This is a genomic window from Hyunsoonleella ulvae, from assembly GCF_016827605.1.
Classification (GTDB): domain Bacteria; phylum Bacteroidota; class Bacteroidia; order Flavobacteriales; family Flavobacteriaceae; genus Jejuia; species Jejuia ulvae.
The window spans coordinates 876,741-896,447 of record NZ_JAEPJQ010000001.1; the positions used below are offsets into that span (position 1 = coordinate 876,741).

At 34.4% G+C, this 19,707-nt stretch carries 21 protein-coding genes; 4 read left to right on the plus strand and 17 right to left on the minus strand.

Features of this window, described 5'->3' with window-relative positions; translation table 11 throughout:
* Nucleotides 1-148 precede the first annotated feature (148 nt).
* The 4 genes from JS605_RS04040 to JS605_RS04055 all read left to right on the plus strand — a co-directional run bounded on the left by JS605_RS04040 (nucleotide 149) and on the right by JS605_RS04055 (nucleotide 3,776).
* Complete coding sequence (locus JS605_RS04040; protein ID WP_203256375.1) at nucleotides 149-349, plus strand: dodecin family protein; 201 nt, start codon at nucleotides 149-151, stop codon at nucleotides 347-349.
* Nucleotides 350-428: 79 nt separating this feature from the next.
* Complete coding sequence (locus JS605_RS04045) at nucleotides 429-2,534, plus strand: thioredoxin domain-containing protein (RefSeq protein WP_239000245.1); 2,106 nt, start codon at nucleotides 429-431, stop codon at nucleotides 2,532-2,534.
* Nucleotides 2,531-2,884 (plus strand): DUF1304 domain-containing protein, encoded by a 354-nt coding sequence (locus JS605_RS04050; protein WP_203256376.1) that lies wholly within the window; start codon nucleotides 2,531-2,533, stop codon nucleotides 2,882-2,884. Before JS605_RS04045 ends, JS605_RS04050 begins: the two co-directional genes overlap by 4 nt.
* A 76-nt stretch (nucleotides 2,885-2,960) precedes the next feature.
* A complete protein-coding gene (locus JS605_RS04055; RefSeq protein ID WP_203256377.1) occupies nucleotides 2,961-3,776 on the plus strand; it encodes a mechanosensitive ion channel family protein in 816 nt (271 codons plus the stop codon).
* On the opposite strand, the gene tsaB is transcribed toward JS605_RS04055, so the two are convergent.
* From tsaB to JS605_RS04140, 17 genes are all read right to left on the minus strand, one after another.
* Nucleotides 3,773-4,444 (minus strand): tRNA (adenosine(37)-N6)-threonylcarbamoyltransferase complex dimerization subunit type 1 TsaB, encoded by a 672-nt coding sequence (gene tsaB, locus JS605_RS04060; RefSeq protein ID WP_203256378.1) that lies wholly within the window; start codon nucleotides 4,442-4,444, stop codon nucleotides 3,773-3,775. The two genes, JS605_RS04055 and tsaB, sit on opposite strands and share 4 nt — an antisense overlap.
* Nucleotides 4,444-4,938 (minus strand): TlpA family protein disulfide reductase, encoded by a 495-nt coding sequence (locus JS605_RS04065; RefSeq protein ID WP_203256379.1) that lies wholly within the window; start codon nucleotides 4,936-4,938, stop codon nucleotides 4,444-4,446. Before JS605_RS04065 ends, tsaB begins: the two co-directional genes overlap by 1 nt.
* A gap of 22 nt (nucleotides 4,939-4,960) precedes the next feature.
* Nucleotides 4,961-6,292: a TolC family protein gene (locus JS605_RS04070; RefSeq protein WP_203256380.1), complete on the minus strand. Its 1,332-nt coding sequence runs from the start codon at nucleotides 6,290-6,292 to the stop codon at nucleotides 4,961-4,963.
* Nucleotides 6,293-6,294: 2 nt separating this feature from the next.
* Entirely contained in the window at nucleotides 6,295-7,416 is a 1,122-nt protein-coding gene (locus tag JS605_RS04075; RefSeq protein WP_203256381.1) for an efflux RND transporter periplasmic adaptor subunit, read from the minus strand.
* Between the two features lie 12 nt (nucleotides 7,417-7,428).
* Nucleotides 7,429-8,673: an ABC transporter permease gene (locus JS605_RS04080; protein WP_203256382.1), complete on the minus strand. Its 1,245-nt coding sequence runs from the start codon at nucleotides 8,671-8,673 to the stop codon at nucleotides 7,429-7,431.
* 1 nt (nucleotide 8,674) lies between these two features.
* Nucleotides 8,675-9,904, minus strand: coding sequence for an ABC transporter permease (locus tag JS605_RS04085; RefSeq protein ID WP_203256383.1), 1,230 nt, complete (start codon nucleotides 9,902-9,904; stop codon nucleotides 8,675-8,677).
* Entirely contained in the window at nucleotides 9,897-10,598 is a 702-nt protein-coding gene (locus JS605_RS04090) for an ABC transporter ATP-binding protein (RefSeq protein WP_130936438.1), read from the minus strand. The genes JS605_RS04085 and JS605_RS04090 overlap by 8 nt, the downstream gene beginning before the upstream one ends.
* Nucleotides 10,599-10,705: 107 nt before the next feature.
* Nucleotides 10,706-10,924, minus strand: a complete 219-nt coding sequence (locus tag JS605_RS04095; protein ID WP_203256384.1) for a hypothetical protein — start codon at nucleotides 10,922-10,924, stop codon at nucleotides 10,706-10,708.
* Nucleotides 10,925-10,937: 13 nt separating this feature from the next.
* Complete coding sequence (locus JS605_RS04100) at nucleotides 10,938-11,471, minus strand: DUF420 domain-containing protein (protein ID WP_203256385.1); 534 nt, start codon at nucleotides 11,469-11,471, stop codon at nucleotides 10,938-10,940.
* Complete coding sequence (locus tag JS605_RS04105; RefSeq protein WP_203256386.1) at nucleotides 11,464-12,216, minus strand: SCO family protein; 753 nt, start codon at nucleotides 12,214-12,216, stop codon at nucleotides 11,464-11,466. Before JS605_RS04105 ends, JS605_RS04100 begins: the two co-directional genes overlap by 8 nt.
* Nucleotides 12,200-12,925 carry a hypothetical protein gene (locus JS605_RS04110; RefSeq protein ID WP_203256387.1) on the minus strand — a complete coding sequence of 242 codons (726 nt, stop codon included), beginning with the start codon at nucleotides 12,923-12,925 and terminating at the stop codon, nucleotides 12,200-12,202. The genes JS605_RS04105 and JS605_RS04110 overlap by 17 nt, the downstream gene beginning before the upstream one ends.
* 97 nt (nucleotides 12,926-13,022) lie before the next feature.
* Nucleotides 13,023-13,403, minus strand: a complete 381-nt coding sequence (locus tag JS605_RS04115) for a cytochrome C oxidase subunit IV family protein (protein ID WP_203256388.1) — start codon at nucleotides 13,401-13,403, stop codon at nucleotides 13,023-13,025.
* 52 nt (nucleotides 13,404-13,455) lie between these two features.
* Nucleotides 13,456-14,448 carry a cytochrome c oxidase subunit 3 gene (locus tag JS605_RS04120; RefSeq protein ID WP_203256389.1) on the minus strand — a complete coding sequence of 331 codons (993 nt, stop codon included), beginning with the start codon at nucleotides 14,446-14,448 and terminating at the stop codon, nucleotides 13,456-13,458.
* Nucleotides 14,449-14,694: 246 nt separating this feature from the next.
* The gene (locus JS605_RS04125; RefSeq protein WP_203256390.1) at nucleotides 14,695-15,276 is read right to left on the minus strand and encodes a cytochrome c oxidase subunit 3; all 582 of its coding nucleotides are present in this window, start codon (nucleotides 15,274-15,276) and stop codon (nucleotides 14,695-14,697) included.
* Between the two features lies 1 nt (nucleotide 15,277).
* Nucleotides 15,278-16,171: a heme o synthase gene (gene cyoE / locus JS605_RS04130; RefSeq protein WP_203256391.1), complete on the minus strand. Its 894-nt coding sequence runs from the start codon at nucleotides 16,169-16,171 to the stop codon at nucleotides 15,278-15,280.
* Nucleotides 16,172-16,413: 242 nt separating this feature from the next.
* A complete protein-coding gene (locus tag JS605_RS04135) occupies nucleotides 16,414-17,022 on the minus strand; it encodes a T9SS type A sorting domain-containing protein (protein WP_203256392.1) in 609 nt (202 codons plus the stop codon).
* A gap of 18 nt (nucleotides 17,023-17,040) precedes the next feature.
* Nucleotides 17,041-19,707, minus strand: a complete 2,667-nt coding sequence (locus JS605_RS04140) for a GPI inositol-deacylase (protein WP_239000246.1) — start codon at nucleotides 19,705-19,707, stop codon at nucleotides 17,041-17,043.

Below are 19,707 nucleotides of genomic sequence, written 5' to 3' on the forward strand. Positions count from 1 at the left end.
CTTTACAGCATTGATAGGGTTTAGAACGAATTAAGCAAATATTAGAATATTTAAACCAACCTGCAATAAACCATTAATATGTGACCTATTGATTGCTTTCGTGTCTTAATTAAAAAATCACATACCTAATAAATTAAAAAGACATATTATGGCAATACTAAAAGTAATTGAAGTTTTAGCAAACTCAGAAAAAAGTTGGGAAGATGCAACTAAAAAAGCAGTGGCACAAGCAGCAAAAAGTGTTAAAAACATTCGTTCTGTTTATGTACAAGACCAAAGCGCAAGTGTAGATGATGGAGAAATAACAGATTTTAGAGTAAACGTAAAAATTACTTTTGAAGTTAAGTAGTTTAAAATAAGGCTTAAGTTTATTAGCGTTCATTAATCTGGACGCTTTTTTTATGCCCTTTTTTAACTAACTTTGAGTTATGAAGTATGTACTACTATTATTTCTGGTTATTCTTATGAATTGTAAAAGTGAGAATCAAGAATCCAAAAATCAACATAAATACACAAATGCCTTAGTACGTGAAAATAGTCCTTACCTATTGCAGCATGCCCACAATCCTGTAGACTGGTATGCCTGGAATAATGAGACTTTAGAAAAAGCCAAAAGCGAAAATAAATTAATGTTGATTAGTGTAGGGTACTCCTCCTGCCATTGGTGCCATGTTATGGAACATGAGAGTTTTGAGGATAGTTTGGTAGCTCAGGTAATGAACAAAAACTTTATAAACATAAAGGTAGATAGGGAAGAAAGACCAGATGTAGATCAAATATATATGAATGCTGTTCAGCTGATGAAAGGCAGTGGTGGGTGGCCCTTAAATGTTGTGGCACTACCAGATGGAAGACCTATTTGGGGAGATACCTATTTACCAAAAGAGCAATGGATAGGTGTTTTAAATCAAATTTCTAAACTTTACAGAGAGGAACCTAATAAGCTCATACAACAAGCAGAAAATATTAAAAATGGTATCAATTCTATCTCAGTCGTAGCGGTAAATAACGATGCTCCTATTTTTGAAAAAGCATTTATCTCTAATGCCGTTGAAAATTGGTCCGAGCAATTTGATTATAAGTATGGCGGCACCAATCGTGAACCTAAGTTTATGATGCCAAATAACTACCATTTTCTTTTGCGTTATGCACACCAAACCAATAATCAACCACTGATGGATTTTGTTAACCTCACATTAAAAAAGATTGCTTTTGGAGGTGTCTACGATCATATTGGAGGTGGCTTTGCTAGATATTCTACTGATGGTAAATGGCACGTACCACATTTTGAAAAAATGCTATATGATAATGCGCAATTGGTTAGCTTATATTCAGATGCATATCTAGTCACAGGTAATGGTTTATACAAAGAAGTTGTTGAAGAAACACTTAACTTTATAGCATCTGAGATGACAACAAGTGAAGGGGCTTTTTATTCCTCTTTTGATGCAGATAGCAACACTCCAGAAGGTAAATTGGAAGAAGGGGCTTTTTATGTTTGGCAAAAAGAAGAACTAAAAGCACTATTAAAAGAAGACTTCAAATTCTTTTCTGATTACTACAACATTAATGATTACGGGTTATGGGAAAAAGGCAATTATGTGCTCATTAGAAAAGATGATAATATTGGTTTTTTAAAAAACCATAAAATATCACAAGAACAGCTAAACACAAAAAAATCTAGCTGGAAATCCCTACTCTCTGAAAATAGAAGCAAGCGCCCAAAACCTAGAATGGATGATAAAACCTTAACATCTTGGAATGGTTTAATGCTTAAAGCCTATGTAGATGCATACCGTGTTTTTAAAAATAAAACCTATTTAGAAGCTGCAGTAAAAAATGCCAACTTTATTGTATCAAAAATACTACGGAAAAATGGCGGATTAAACCATACCTATAAAGAAGGGCAAAGTAAAATTAATGGTTATCTGGATGACTATGCTACAGTAATTGATGCATTTATCGCCCTCTATGAAGCTACTTTAAATGATAACTGGTTAAAGGTTGCTAACGATTTATCAAAGTATGTTTTTGAGCATTTTTATGAAGAGAAAAGTAATCTATTCTATTATACATCTAACCAAGATGCATCTTTAGTTTCCAGAAATATTGAATATCACGACAATGTTATTCCCAGTAGTAATTCCATGATGGCTAAAAACTTATTTAAGCTATCGCATTATTTTGACAACACATTATTTGCCTCGTCAGCAATAACAATGCTAAACAATGTAAAACCAGAAATGTTGAAGTACCCCACTGCATATTCTAATTGGTTTGATTTAATGTTGAATTATACCAATCCGTTTTATGAAGTTGCCATTGCAGGACAACAAGCCAAAGAAAAGATTTCTGAATTAAATCAAAACTATATTCCCAACAAACTAATAGCTGGAAGTATTTCTGAAAACAACATGCCTTTACTAAAACATAGGTATACTCCAAATAAGACTCTTATTTATGTTTGTGTGAATAAAGCCTGCAAACTACCAGTAGATGAAGTAGATAAAGCCATTAATTTATTAAACAAATGAGTACAATAGCAATTATTTTTATCGTCATTGTCGCATTAGAACATCTTTACTTTTTAGTGCTAGAAATGTTTTTATGGACAACCCCTAAAGGTATTAAAACCTTTGGTTTAAAATCCAAAAAATTTGCCGAAGACACCAAAGTATTAGCTGCAAATCAAGGGTTGTATAACGGATTTTTAGCTGCTGGATTGGTTTATTCTTGTATTACTAAAAATAAAGAAATAGCTGTATTATTCCTAATATGTGTGACCATAGCAGGTATTTATGGGTCTTATTCAACAAAGCAATTAAAGCTATTTTTGGTACAAGCTGTTCCTGCTATAATAGCTCTTGTTTTTTGTTTTATTTAAAATTAATTAATCATTTAATCACTTAAAAACTAAGCAATAGTTTTTAATTTAGTAACTACTAAAAACTAAAAAAATTATGGAAAACGTAGACAAATATCTTGATATGGCTCAAGGGTTTATTGTAGAATATGGTATAAAAATTATTGGTGCCATTGTAATCTGGATTATCGGTTCTTGGATCATTAAAAAAATTAATAGAGGAATTTCTAAGGTAATGACCAAACAAAATTATGATGAGAGCTTACAGAAATTCTTACTTAATTTAATCGGTTGGGCGTTAAAAATATTATTATTCTTAGCAATTTTGTCTCAGTTAGGTGTTGAAACTACCTCCTTTGCAGCGATTTTAGCAGCTGCAGGTTTGGCAGTTGGTATGGCACTTCAAGGGTCGTTAGGAAACTTTGCTGGAGGTGTATTAATTATGATTTTCAAACCTTTTAAAATTGGGGATTTAATTGAAGCTCAAGGCGAGCTTGGGGTTGTAAAAGAAATTGAAATTTTTACCACTAAGCTTACCGGTTTATCCAACAGAGAAATCATTATTCCCAATGGTGCCCTTTCAAATGGAAATATTATCAATTATACTACTGAAGGCACGCGTCGTGTGGATTTAGTATTTGGTGTTAGTTATGATGCAGATATAAAACAGACAAAAAATGTTATACTGGATGTTTTAACAGCGCACCCTAAAGTTTTAAAAGATCCTGCCCCTGCCGTTACGGTTTTAGAGCTTGCAGATAGTTCTGTGAATTTCGCAACAAGACCTTGGTGTAAAACTGAGGATTACTGGGATGTTTATTTTGACGTGACTGAAAATGTTAAAATAGCACTAGATAAAGCAGGCATTGAAATTCCTTACCCACACAGTGTTGAAATACATAAAGATGCTTAAGATTTAGGCTTTATAGCTACAAAATCTTTTAAGTAATAAGGTTCAAAATAAGCGACATCTTCGGTGTCGCTTATTTTGTGTTTATCATAAGCCAAAGCTCCCATCTCATTGGCAGATGGCAACTTGTTTTCTATAAAAACAGCGTTTGGATGCCCTATAATTTCTTTAGTTTTCTCCACACCATTACCAATAAAATATACGTTTCCTTGGTCTAGGAACTCTCTAAAAGAGCTTTCATCCAAAATTTGGGCTTGGGTGTCTCTTGTTTGATTGTATTTTGCATCAAAAATAGCAGAATACACCTCCATCCGTCGTGCGTCCAACATAGGTATAATAACACCTTCATCAATAGAAACTTGCTGTGCTAAAACCTCTAATGTAGGTAAGGAAATTAATGGTTTATCTAGAGCAAAACACAACCCCTTTGCAGCAGAAACACCAATACGCAAACCCGTATAAGAGCCAGGGCCTTTACTAACCGCAACAGCATCTATATTAGAACGCTTAACATTAATTTCTTTTAAAACTTCATTGATAAAAACATGCAATTTTTCAGCATGGGAATACCCGTTTCTGGCATCTTCTTTTAAAGCAATAGTTTCTCCGTTTTTTGATAATGCCACCGAACAGTTAGTAGTAGCTGTTTCTAAGCTAAGTATTATAGACATTAAGAGCTGTATTTTTCAATGATATCTTTTATAACTTCTGATGTTAATTCAAAACCTTCCAAATCTGGCCAACCTTCCCAACGTACTATCCCATTAGGATCTATAAGTACACAATGTGGAATACCTTTTACCTCATACTTTTGCTCTAAACGTTCTTTGGTATCAATAGCACTGTAATATTTCATTACAGGTGTTTTCATTTTTTTTACTTTAGCCCTAGTTTCATCACTTATGCCAATAACCACTAGATTGTCCTTGAATTTTTCTTGATACTTGTTAAGCTTAGGAATAGCCTTTTTACAAGGTCCACACCAAGTAGCCCAAAAATCTAAAAGGATAAATTTTCCCTTAGTGTCTGGAGTATCGGTAAGCCATTTCTCTACAACTAATTCGGGTGCTTTTTTATTAAGAAAAGATTTTGCCCAAATCTTCTTTTTCTGTGCGCTTACAACAAAACAAGATAGGCACACAAAAACCAATACAATTTTTCTCATAATTAGAGTTTCATGGGATCTCTTAATTAGTAAGAGATTTTCCCATGTAAAAATCTAAAACTTTTGTCTTAAAAACAAAATCATATTTAGCATTAATTAAGGCAGACTCCGCATTAATAAATCTTACCCTAGATTGCTCCAACTCAAAAGCATTCATAACACCAATATTATAACGTTCTTGAGCATTTTGGAATGCCAACTCTTGCGACTTTAGAGATTTTTTGGCTGCGCTGTATGCCTTAAATGCTGCTTGGGCATCTGTAAAAGCACGTTGGATGTTAGATTCTAAATCTAATTTTGCCTGCTCTAGACCTAATTTTGCCTGTTCCTCTTGAATTCTAGATCTGGCAACTGCTGTTTTATTTTGAAATCTAGAAAATATAGGGATGCCTAAATTCAAAGTAAAGGCATGCGCTTTTTGGTTATTTAATTGAGAAATAAAATCTGCTTCGGTATCCAGTACGTTGGTAAAAAAAGCATTTGACCCGAAACCATAATTAAACGTTAATGATGGATAATATCCTGACTTAGAAATTTCTGTGCCTAATTCAGCATTTTCAATTCGTTTTTCAGCTACTTTAATCTCATTTCTATTTTCAAAAGCATGATCTACAATTGGGGAAACATTATCATATAACAAGGTTTCTGATGGATTATCTATTTCAATAATCTCAACGTCAAACCCGTTAAAAGGCAATTGTAACAATTGCGATAATGTAAGCAACGCTAAATTATAATTATTCTCAGCAACAGTTAAATTCTGTTCATCTGTACTTAAAGTTGCCTCGGCATCATAAATATTAACCTTTGGCTGCGTACCCGCATCTACAAGTTCTTTAACCTGTTCTACTTGTTTTTTTGAAAAATTATACTGCGCCCTTGCCGTCTCTAAACGCTCTTTATTGAACAAAACATTAAGGTATGAATTTACCACATTTAAAGAGATATCATCTTTAATTCTACTCAATTCCAACTTACTGGTTTCTAAGTTTAATTGTGATTGTTTATACAAATTCGTGAGTCTAAACCCATTAAATATGGTTTGGTTTGCACTCACACCAATACTTGTACTATTATCGGTTCTATCAACAAACTGTCCTGGAAACAATTCTCTGTTACCAATGGATAAGTTATGCCTAATACTTCCTCCCAAGGAAGGTAAAAATTGCCCCTTGGCTTCAATAACATCTTGTTCGTTCAAAAGAATGGAATTTTCGTTTTGAGATACTGTGATATTATTTTCTAAAGCATGGTTTACACATTCTAGAAGCGTCCATTTTTTTTGTTGAGAACCCCCTATAAACCCAGCTAAGCATAAACTTAGTAATATCGTATTTTTAATAACCTTACCCATCCTTAATCGTTGTTTTCTTCTTCTTCCTTATCCTCAGAAGCTTTATTCCAGACTTTAATTTTATCGCCTTCTTCAACACCATCTAAAATTTCAACATTAATACCATCAGAAATTCCAATTTTCACATTTTTTCGTTTGAATTTTCCGCTTTCATCTTGAATCTCCACATACGGCTTATCACTAGATCTTTTGTACTGTAATAACGCCTCTTTTATAGCCAAAACACTATCTTTTCCTTCTAAATCTATTTCTGCATTTGCACTATAACCTGCTCTTATATTTGCAATACTGTCTAATGTAACATTTGCTTTAATTGTAAACTGAACTGCTCCATTTTCTTCTATACCCTTAGGTGCAACAAAGGTTAATTTAGCGGGGAATTCCTTATCATTAATTGCACCAAGCACTACTTTTATAGCCTTGCCTTCCTCTAGCTTTCCTACCTCGGCTTCATCAACCTTTCCTTCAAAAAGCATATTACTCATGTCTGCAATAGTAGCAATAGTTGTACCTGCATTAAAGTTGTTACTTTGAATCACTTGATCGCCTTCTCTTACAGGAATTTCTAAAATGGTTCCAGAAATTTGAGCTATGATATTGGTATTGGCGGCACTACCACCAGATATAGAGCCTCGTTTTATAATTTGATAATCGTTTTGCGCTTGTCTTAGGTTTTCTAATGCTTGCTTATAACTTAACTCACTATTCTCAAAAGTTTGAATGGAAATAACCCCTTTTTCAAATAACTTTTTATCTCTTTGGAATTGAGTTGTAGCATTGTCTGCTGATAGTTTTGAGGTAGCGATTCTACTTTTTGCATTAGCCAAACTTTGTTCGTTAGGTACTACCCTTATTTGGGCTATTAAATCTCCTTTTTTAACCTTATCTCCCTCTTCTACAATAATCTTATCCACAATTCCTGTAATTTGAGGTTTTAACTCTATCTCTTCCTCTGGGTTTAATTTACCTGTTGCTACAGCTTGCGAACTAATGGTTGTGTAAAATGGTTCTGCCACATCAAATTCTTCAACATCTTTTGAATTAGCATCCATAAAATACCTTAATACAAAGACTAAAGCGACGACCGCTAATAGAACTAAAATAATTTTTACTGTTTTATTCATTTTTTTGATTGTTTATTCTTCTCTTAATGCTTCTATAGGTTTCACACTATTTGCTTTAAATGCTGGTATTAAACCAATTAACACCCCTAGGACTACTAAAATTACAAGTGCAAAGCCTACTACAGCAATTGAAACTGATGGATTAACTAAAGTAGCATCTGGCCCTTGACCCACTGTGGCATTTATTAGCATTAATGTTAGCCCTCCAAAGATAATCCCAATAACACTGGCTATTAAGCATAGTACTATTGCTTCGAGTATTACTTGACTCATTATTTCCAAAGGAGTAGCCCCTATGGCGCGCCTCAGGCCTATTTCTTTAGTACGTTCCCTTACTGTGATTAATAAAATATTACCAATCGCAAATACACCTGCTATTAATGTAGCTATACCCACAAACCATGTTAAAAATTGCATTCCGGTTAAAAACCCTGTAACTTTTCCAAATTCTTTCCCTGCGTTTGCACTCCCAAAAGCTCTTCGATCATCAGGATGAATATTATGCATATTCTTAAGCAACAGTTTACTATCTTTTTCTACTTGAACAATATTAAATTCGGGTTTAGCGGTTATGACCATCCAACCAATTCTTCCTCCTTGATTAAAGATTTGCTGAAAAGTTGTAAATGGTATGTGCATATTAATGCGCGGCCCCATATTTATATTAGACACTTTAAATACTCCTACCACCTTAAAGTTTATACTGTTTATTTCTATATATGCTCCAATTGCTTTTTCATCTTTTTTAAATAGCTGTTTGTATACATCTTCAGAAATAACGGCTACTTTTCTTTTGTTTAGCATGTCGTTTTCGTTGATAAAACGGCCATGGATTATTTTTTTCTTTTCAACTTCATCTAAAAGCGGATAATCTCCACCTATTTGAAAACTCCCAGATAAGAAACCTCTATTAACTTGGGAACCTCTTTGATTTCTAGGAACTACAAATTCTACTCCTGGAATATTCTCTTCTACCCTATATGCATCTGTTAGTTTTAATTGCACTCTTCTTCCTTCTTGAAACCCTTTAAAAGGCTTGCTGGTACGCTGCCCCCAAATAAAAACAGTGTTCGTAGCAAAATCGCCAAACAACCTATTAAAGCTATTCTCCATCCCTTTAGCTGAACCCAATAATACTATTAACAAAAATATCCCAAAGCCAACACCAAAAATGGTAACAAGTGTACGTAGTTTATTCTTCCGAATACTATCGTACAACTCTTGCCATGTATCGCCATCAAATAAAAACTTTATCATTCTATTCGTTTCTTAATGCTACTATTGGTTTTATTTTTGATGCCTTATTCGCAGGTAAATATCCTGCTAGTGCTCCTGAAATAATTAGTAAAATTGTTGCTCCTATTACAACTGATGTATCTACTCCTGGATTAGTAATAAAATAATCTTTTAAACCAGGGCCCATAATTTTTAAAACTGCTGCTCCTATTAATAGCCCAACATAGCCTGCTAAAGATGTTATCAGGATAGATTCCAATAATATTATAGATACAATAGATCTTGGAGAAGCGCCTAAAGCTTTTCTAACACCAAGTTCTTTGGTGCGTTCTTTAACAATAAACACCATAATATTACTTATGCCCATGATGCCTGCTATTAAAGTTCCTAGGCCAACAAACAATACTATAAAGTTTAACACAAACATCATCTGACTCACGCCTTTGGTACCTTCTGCAAAGTTTCTTACCCTAATAGCCCTTTGGTCATCTCTTGCTACATCAAACTTCTCTTTTAATTTTAAGGTTAGCGAATTACCAAATGCAATGGCCTGATCGTAACTTAATTTTGGGTTATAGGTAAGATGGATAAAATCTATATAATCGTTATTACCATAAACACGTTGTGCCGTTGTAATTGGCGTATAGATAACGTTTTCTTCACTATCTCCTTCGTCATCAGAAAATATTCCTACAACTTTATACGGGATTCCGCTTAAGTTAATATACTCTCCAATGGCTTCTTGATTTGCAAATAAATCTTCACTTATGGCCTCGCCTATAACAGCTACTTTAGTTTTATTCTCTAAATCGGAATTATTAATATATCGTCCCTTTTCAACAATATTATTCTCAATGTACATGTGCTCTGGATGTACCGCTCTTACTTGATAAGAATTTTTTTCTCCTTTAAAAGATGCTTCTACATTTCTATTTACTTTAGATGTAATAAACTCAACGTCGTCTCCAAACTCCTTAAGTATATAGTCATAATCCTCATTTTTAAACCTTATTCTACGTCCAGATTGCAACCCTTTGTGAGCTTTACTGGTTCTACCTGGAAATACAACAATGGAATTTTGTGCATCGGTACCAAATAATTCAATAAATGTGTTTTCAAGACCATTGGCAATACCAAAAAGTATGGTAAACAATAAAATAGCAAATGCGATAGTGAAACCTGAAAGCAAACTACGCGTTCTATTCTTATTGATACTTTGAAATATTTCCCGCCAAAGGTCTAAATCAAACATACTGATTGGCTCTTACTTGAGTTACTTTTTTATCCTCCATTATAACACCGTCTCGCAATCTTACAATACGCTTACACATATTTGCAATATCCTCCTCATGGGTTACCATTAAAATGGTTTTCCCTTCATCATTAAGCTGTTGGATAAACTCCATAATTTCGTATGACGTTTTGGTATCTAGTGCACCAGTAGGTTCGTCTGCAAGAAGTAACTTGGGATTTGCGGCTAAGGCTCTGGCAATAGCTACGCGTTGTTTTTGCCCACCAGACAGTTCTTTAGGAAGATGGTGCGCCCAGTCTGCCAAACCCACTTTCTCTAAATGAAACATCCCCAGCTCTTGACGCTTTTTACGTTTTAAGCCTTGATAATATAATGGCAATGCCACATTCTCTAGTGCATTTTTGTAGTTAATAAGGTTAAAGGACTGAAATATAAACCCTAGAAACTTATTCCTGTACACTGCTGCTTTTTTTTCGGTAAGATTATCAATTGGCAAACCATCTAGAATATATTCTCCAGAATCTGCAACATCCAACATTCCTATAATATTTAATAAGGTAGATTTTCCTGAACCTGAAGATCCCATAATAGCTACCATCTCACCTTCTTCTACAGATAAATCTATACCTTTTAAAACATGTAAACTGGAATCACCTATAGCATAGGACTTGTGTAATGCGTTTATTTTTAACATTTTTTGATTGATTGAGAACGTTCAATTAGTCACTTTTAACCAATGCACTTTGCAATAAGACTAACATTACAAAGAAATGTTACAAAAAATGTGTGAAAAAACTTTTATTACTTTTTTAACTTATAGAACTTCCTGTAAATCAGGTAGCCAACACCAGCAACCAATATATAAGGAATCGCCATTAAATACATAATACCATTATTAATACCCTCAGCTGCAGTTTGCCCTTCCTCACTCTCTAATACTGCGCGACACATCGCACATTGCGCATTACTTTCTAAGTACAAGAAAAAGGAAACAAGCAATAAGACAACTTTAGACTTCATCTTTTTAAAAGCATTAGGTATAGTAAGGAGAAATCATAATGTAAACCACCACACCGGTTATAGCTACATACAGCCATAAAGGAAATGTAATTTTGGCTATTTTTTTATGCCGTTCTATATTATTGGTAATAGCCCTAACGTAAGTTATTAATACAAAAGGTATAACTGCTACAGACAGTAAAATATGTGAGATCAAAATGAAATAATAGATATATGCAACTGCACCTTCGCCTCCAAATTTAGTAGAATCGCTAGTCATATGATAAGCTACATACATTACTAAAAACAACACAGATAAAACGATAGCTAACTTCATTAAGCGCTCATGTAGTTTAATCTTTTTATTTTTAATTGCTATTAAGGCTGCTATTAAAACCCCAGCAGTAACCGCATTGATAGCTGCATATATTGGCGGTAAAAACACAGGTAGTGTCGCATCAATCTTAACACGAAACAAAACAGCTACTACAACAGGAATAGCTATAGACAATACAACAATTAAGGTGTTATACTTTTTTTCATCGAGTAACTTTTCTGAATTATTCATTTAGCAACTTTTTTATATCCTCTTTTAAAATACCAATTTGTTCGGTTTCTCCATTATCATCAACACCTTCCTCTTGGGAAGCAATACCTCTGTAATAAATTATAGGATTTCCAAATGTATCTTTTCGCGAACGGATAAAGCCATTTTTATCTATCAACGCAAAGTTTCCAGAATGCTCAAAACCTCCTTCTACAACACTGTTTTCGGCAGCATATATATAAAACCCTGCGTTTGCCAACTCGTATATGGTTGCTTTATCCCCAGTCATCAAATGCCAATTAGGGTTTGTAATACCATAGGTTGCAGCATATTCTTTTAAGACTTCGGGAGTATCGTATTCTGGATTTATAGTAAATGATGCTACACCAAAATTCTGTAAATCCTTAAACTCGTTTTGAATTTTAACCAAGTTATTATTCATTCTCGGGCAAATGGTTGGGCATGTTGTAAAAAAGAATTCTATAACATATACCTTTCCTTCATAATCCTTATTGGTAATTAACTTACCGTTTTGATTTGTAAAACTAAATTCTGGCACTTTTCGCTTTTGACCATTATTTTCAATAAATGCTAAATCAGAAGCAGTAGACGTTTTCACTTGTTCTCGTTTTTGATCGCTTCTGCTTTCCTTGCGCGACACATCATTATTAGTTATCCTATCTACAATTCTTGGTACAAACCATATACCAAAAACCAGAATCACAAATGCTATACCTATGTAAGAGTAATTATTCTTTCGTTTCATCTCTTCCTTTTAAATCGTCTGCTCTTCGTGTATCAGAATTAAATTCGCCTTTGCGCTTTTGCCTATATTCAGTAAACAAGATACGTAAGTCCTCACTCATTTTATTTTTAATGGTAGCCACCTCTATGCAGTTATATGAATTAAGCCCATAGATAGGTTTATCTTTTTCTATTTCACGATCTTCCCTATCATCAATACGCCCACGTTGGCTCAAATCTTTATCAATAATAAAAACATTATCTGTGGCGTAATTTTCATCTAAAGATTGGGTATATTTTATACTATTAAACAGGTTAGTTATTTGCTCTGGTGTACCATATACAAGATGTAAGAAACGTAAATCTTCATAAAGGCTAATCTCCTTTCGTAATTTTTCAGCATCCGCTTTACTTGCTAGAGGTGCAATTAAAACTATTTGAAACTTCTTAAAGCCCTTAAACTTATCATATACTAACTCCTTTAGATTAGAAGTCGCTGTTAATCGTTCCATAGGTTTAGCACCCAAAAAACTTAATACGGTAATATGATCTTTTAAAACAATTTTGTCTTCAGTATCAGAATCAAAATCGCTTAAATCCAGTACATTTTCATTTACAATATCAAGTGGCGTGTAATTATGGGTTGCTGGGTATAAAAACAATAAGAAGGTAACCGGAAGAAAAAAAAGAATTCCTAAAATTGCGTATATACCTGCTTTTTTATATTTCATAAAACCTTAGATTACCCTTTAGTAAATACTTCTGCAAAAATAAAAAAGGTGGTTCTTAAAAACCACCTTAGTTATATATTTTAACACGAAATTGTGCTTAAAAATCTCTTTTTATAAAACCATCGTCATAGACATCAAACACATATCCTCCTTCTTGTAAAAGAATAAAAATCAGGTATATAATTAGGAATATAGTCGTCCAAACTACCATGCGTCTCAAACCTTTGGTTTCATCACGCATGTGCATAAAATCCCAAGTAATGTAGTATGCCTTTACAATGGTTAAACCAATAAATATCCAGTTTAAAAGTTTCATCCCAAGAAACTTTGCCATAGACCACTCTGGTTTAACAATACCAAGCGCAACTTCTATAGCTGTTACAATACTCAAGAAAATTAAAACACCCCAGATTTTTTGAGTGTTACTTTTAAACTTTAATAAACCTCTAAATATTTCTAATTTATGTTCGTGTGCCATTTTAATTTTGCTTTTGGCCTTTAGCTTTTAGCTATTGGCTAATATTTTTTTATTAAACTAAGTAGAAGAATGTAAATACAAATACCCAAACTAAATCTACAAAGTGCCAATACAATCCTACTTTCTCTACCATTTCGTAGCTCTTGCGTCTTTCATAAGTACCTAAAACAACATTAAAGAAAATAATAATGTTTATAACTACTCCAGAAAATACGTGAAACCCGTGGAATCCTGTGATAAAGAAAAAGAAGTCAGCAAATAAAGGAGACCCATATTCATTTACATGAAGATTGGCACCTTCAACGTAAACCTTACCATTTTTCATAATTTGGTTTATGGATTCTTCTCTTGATAAAACTGTCTTTTCCCCTTCTTCGTTAAGTATTTGCGTTCTTACCAAGATATCTTTGTTAGCCTGTAACCCATGAATCACTTCATCCATAGTATAGTTAGGTAACGCACCCTCGCTAACAAACCACAACCCATTCTTTCTTTCGTGCTGTGCTCTATCTTTATGAGCTGCAGAAACAGCAAAATCCCTTACAGCAACACGCTTAAAGATCTTTTCTCCATCCTTATCTACATAGTGTCCAAACTGTAGAATGTTACCACCTTTAGTTTGTACAGCACCGTAATCGCCTTTAATAAACGTGTTCCATTCCCAAGCTTGAGATCCAACAAATATTAAACCTCCTATAATGGTAAGAAACATGTATAAAGTAACTTTTGCTTTATTTAAATGGTGCCCAGCATCAACAGCCAACACCATGGTTACAGAAGACATAATAAGTATAAACGTCATAAAAGCAACGTAATACATCGGTGCATCTACGCCATGTAAAAACGGGAAGTGAGTAAACACCTCATCTGCAATAGGCCATGCATCTATAAACTTAAATCTAGAAAAACCGTAGGCTGCCAAAAACCCAGAGAATGTTAATGCATCAGAAACGATGAAAAACCACATCATCATTTTACCATAACTCGCCTGTAAAGGTTTATTACCTCCGCCCCAAGTTTTGCCTTCTGCTACTGCTGTACTCATATATAAAGGTTGTTATTTAAAAGTTGCACAAAAATAATCATTTTATTCATCTAACGAAATATCGCTCTCTAAAAATAGACCCAGATTTTTTCTTTTATTGGCATTACCCTCCTTCGGTCGGGTCGGGCTTTCACTACTCAATCCCTCCTATCGTCGGGGATTTCAAACATACCGTTCTATCCCTAATGCAGGCTTACCCGCCATCCACCAGTTAAAACACATACCATCTTTCTGTGTACAAGCACTTTACCCCACAAAGTATAAGAACAAAAATAAATACACCCAAAGAATATCAATAAAATGCCAAAACGTAGCTGCTAGCTCAAGACCCAGTAAATTCTCGGAATCATACTTTTGTTTAAAATGATTATAAATTACCACTAAAACACATATCAATCCAGCTACTACATGCAAAATATGCACAGCAGCAATTAAATAAATGTAAGACATGGTAACATTACTGGTAGGTCCTGTAAAATTATATCCCAAATCAATAATCTGGTTAAAACCATTTACCTGGTTTATAATAAACAGCACACCCAACACTAAAGTAGTTAACAATAAAACTGTTGCAAGAGCACGGTTACCTTTTTTTATAGCTAGCTTTGCTAAAATAAAACTAATACTGCTCAGCACAATTACCACTGTGCTAATAACAAAAGCATTTGGTAACTCAAAATCGGTAACCCAATCTGGTCTCGATCTACTTACCAAAAACGCACTTGTCCATCCGCCAAAACTCATAATTAAGGACACAATACCAAACCAAAGCATCATTTTCTTTGCCCTGCTATTCTTTTCTTTAGGTGTTCCTTGGGTTAAATCCATGTTAACTTAAAAATTTATCAATTACATAAACTATCTGTACCAACGTAATGTAAGATACACTTACCAACATTAGTTGTTTGGCTGCCTTCTCCGTCATTAGCCTAAACAGCCTTACAGCGTAATAAATCATCCATAATCCTAATCCAAAAACAATAATTGCTGCAATGATGGATAAATGTAATCGCCCAGTAAATCCAAACACGGGGAGGATAGAAATTATCACTGTCCAAATACAATACATTATGGTTTGTACGGCTGTTCCCTTATCTTGTTTCCCAGTAGGTAACATGTAAAAGCCTCCTTTTTTATAATCATCGTACAAAAACCAACCAATAGCCCAAAAATGTGGAAATTGCCAAAAAAATTGCAGCGCAAATAAAGTGCCTGGCTCAATTCCAAAATCATCTGTTGCAGCTACCCATCCTAACATGAACGGAATAGCACCTGGTATTGCTCCTACAAAAACTGCTAATGGTGTTTTTGTTTTTAAAGGTGTATAGGCACAGGTATATAAAAAAATAGAAATAGCACCAAACATAGCGGTTTGCTTGTTGATACTATATAGAATAATTATCCCAAGTAAAGTGAATAGGGAAGAGATGATAAAGGCTGTTGTTACACTCATACGTCCAGCTGGGATAGGCCTGTTTTTAGTCCTATTCATCAACGCATCCAAATCCTTTTCTATAATCTGATTAAAACCATTGGAAGCGCCCACCATAAAATAGCCTCCCAAAGCCAGTAAGGTAAGTATTTTAAAATCTACAACCTCAACACCTAACAAATAGCCTGCAAGCGAGGAAAACACAACACTAACAGACAAGCGCATTTTAGTGATTTCCTTAAAATCTGAAATTACCGAAGGTGCTGTTACTGAAGTTTTTGAGTTACTCAAGGCTATCCTATTAATCGCTTTTTATTTGCGAGTGCAAAGATACGCCTTAAAACTAATTTGAGCAATGTAATTAAAAGTAAAATACTTAAGGATGCACAATTAAACATCTCTTAAATTTCAATCCATTACAAACCAAGCCTAGTCATTTTTGTCATTTTATTGCCAGCTAAGTCTTATCACTATATCCTAAAGAGTAAAAGCCACTCAATAAGTGGCTTTTGCAAATACATATTAAATGTTTTTTATTCAATCACAATTTGATGTGTTTCTTCTTGTCCATTCGCAATAATCTCAAGAATGTAAGTGCCTTTCTTTAATTTAGACACATTTACATCGGTTATATTTTGTAACTGCCCAGACAATACCTTATTACCACTAAAATCATAGAAATTAAATGTGTTGTCGTTCCTTGAAATAGCCATTGCACTACTTAATGTATTAGTTTCATTAAACGCACTACTTTTACTTACCTCATCACTTTCTTTAGCTGCAATAGTTAAAGTATTTGAAGTAGGGTTTGGGTAAGCCCTAAACATACCTTGATTATTGCAATCATTATATTGAACAAAATAGGTAAACCACTGAGACCATCCACAAGAATTCTCCAGCCTTATCTCAAAATGATACACTCCTGGTGATAGACTACTAGGTGCCGCTTCCACAACAGTGCTACTAATTGCTGATTTTGTTCGTGATTGGTAAGCGTAGGTTGAACTGTTCCATAATTTCATTCTATATTGAAATTTTTTAACATGGTTGGCGCCACTCATGGTAAATCTAAATTGATTGCCTGTATAAAATGAGCACAAATAACCTACCGATCCTACACTGGTATTATAAAATTCAACCATATCTGCTATTTGAGGTGTTCATACCCAAACTCTTTTCGTTAAAGTTACATTACCACACTGCAAACCATTATCGCCATACTCAACTTGAACAGTAACATAACCAGAACCTACACCATTTCTACTTAAAATTACAGAAGTACCTGTTCCTGATAGGGTAGCTGCCCCACTACCTTCTGTAATAGACCAATTATAAAAAGTTGCGCCACTTGGCACACTATAGGTTGCACTACTACAAAAGGTGGAAGCTCCAGAAATCCCTGCATCGCTACAGATATAACTACAATCTGTAAATTGAATGGCAGTTCCCGTATCAATCTCAGCAGCGAGCCAATCACCGTTGCGTAGGTTAAACTCCAAATGTTCCTCATTATTATTGTGTACATCATTAGGAGTAGTGAAAGCAGTAGCGAAATTATCGAATGATGTGGTAGGAGTTATCTGCCCACCAACATATTTTCTTAAATAATCTGCATCATTAAGATTGTTACTATTTTGTTTTATATCTAAAGCACTAGCAGTAGGAATAAAACTAAATTTATCTTCTACTGCCACAGTAATATTCCCAATACCAACATCAATAATATCATTTTGCCCAGAAGTATCAAAAAAACCACCACCATAATAATCAAAAGGTAAAATACCACTAGGTTGGTTTTGGTTTACATTAGTAATACTTACTTGGGAATCAAACAAGCCTATTATTTTTTTCTTGTAACGAATTAATCCCTTATAAATATGTGCATTATTAGTATAAGATAAGGCTTTGGCTTGAACATCAATTATAAATCTGGAGCTTCCTGGGATATTACCTAAAAATCCAACTTTAAAAAAGTCAGCATCTATTGTAAGACCACCAAAAATACCAACTAAAGGACTTAAAACGGTAAAAGCAAGATTCTCTAAAAAGGAGAGTTTTTCATTCATTTGTACATTAATAAGATGGCTTCCAGCATTGTAAGTTTGTGGTGTACCACATTCGCTACCATTACTCATGGCAATATTCCTAATTCCCCCTTGTTGTGGATAGCCCCCATTACTGTTAAGTGTCCTTAATTCGTTATAAAAATTATCGTGCCAATTATTATCGATAGTATAAGAGGATGTAGACCAGTTTTTTAACAATTGTCTGCTTGCTGGCATATCTAGTATAGATGTATAGTTGGCAATACTGCCATTCTCAACTAAATTATCTGCAATAGGTATTGTAACAACATTACCCAGTAATGTATTGGAGGTAGTAACATATTGCCTAACTAAATGCCTATACATAAACTGGTAACTTAAAGGCACATTAGCACCCTGTTGTGGAGCATCCTGCGATATAAACAAACGCGTATCGTGTGTATCGCCCCTAGCCTCCATATCACTAAGGGCATAACGTGCCACAACACCACCCATACTTTGGCCCAACACTACATTTTGTTGTACTACACCATTGGCATCTGCAACTTTGGTAGCGTTTACCCAATTAATCACCTCCTCCAAAACATAGGCATTGCGTTGTAAATAATCTGCACCATTGTTCCAATCTATATAGATAATATCGTAATCTTGGTCATTTGGGATTGCGAAAGCTCCAATAATTAAATCCCTTAAATCATTACTTCCTGAGTCATTAATCTCTTCAAAAAAACTTTCAATATCAGAACTTCCAAGTGGTGTTTCAGGATTTAACAACGCCCCTACATCAAAACCTTCAGCAACAATCAACGGCCTTGTAATTTGGCAATCGTTACCAGCATCGTCCAAGGTAATGGTAGCTGTACCGAAAACACCCAAATGTGCAATTTCTGCCTCGGCCTCTAACTGATACCGCCCAGAATTATCGCATACCCAATTGGCCACACCTTTTTGCCCTAAAGTTTTAGCCGCAATATTTCCTGTATATGTAACACTTCCTGTTATTTTAATTTTAGATTGGGCATATAAACTTTGCCCATTGGTTAGTACCAACTTATATTTCCAAGTTTTGTTACCTGCAGTTGTGTAATTTACGGATACTTCTTGATTAAAGCCAACTTGCCTATACCCATTACCGTCTGCAAAATCTATCTCCAACCTGTTAATGCTGGACGATGCATTACTATAAAAAATGCTCTGTGGCACTTTTACATTAAAGTTTAACCCGTCGTACACATCTATAGGTGTGGCTATTGCAAAAGTTTTTAAAGTTTCGTAGGGGTTTTGCCAGACACCATTAATATATTTATCATCAAATTTATTGTTTACATAATTAAGTTTGTTGGGGTAAGCATTCTGATTAAATCTACTGTAATTAAAAAACAAGCCAGATAATGCAATATAATTCGAGCTACGATTGTTACGCCAGTTTGTATTAAAATCTTCTGAGGTTACAAAGCCTGTTGAAGTTGTAGTAATACGACTCATTAACAAGGTATTGTAAATTTCCTTTAGTACTCTTTTGTTAATAAAGGTAGTATCGGTAAGCGTACCGTTATAGGCAGGCACATGGGTAAACTCCATGCCAAAATCTAATAGAATACCATGTGGCACACGGTGCTTCTCCAGTGGTTGAAACGTATTATCCATTAAAGTTTTAAAGGATGTATTAATATCCTGTTGCGCAAAAATGTTGTGCCCCATGGATAGCATCATAGCGCATATTACAATAAGGCACAGGGCGTACTTTTGTGCATAGCGCATGCTGGTAGTTGTAGTTTTCAT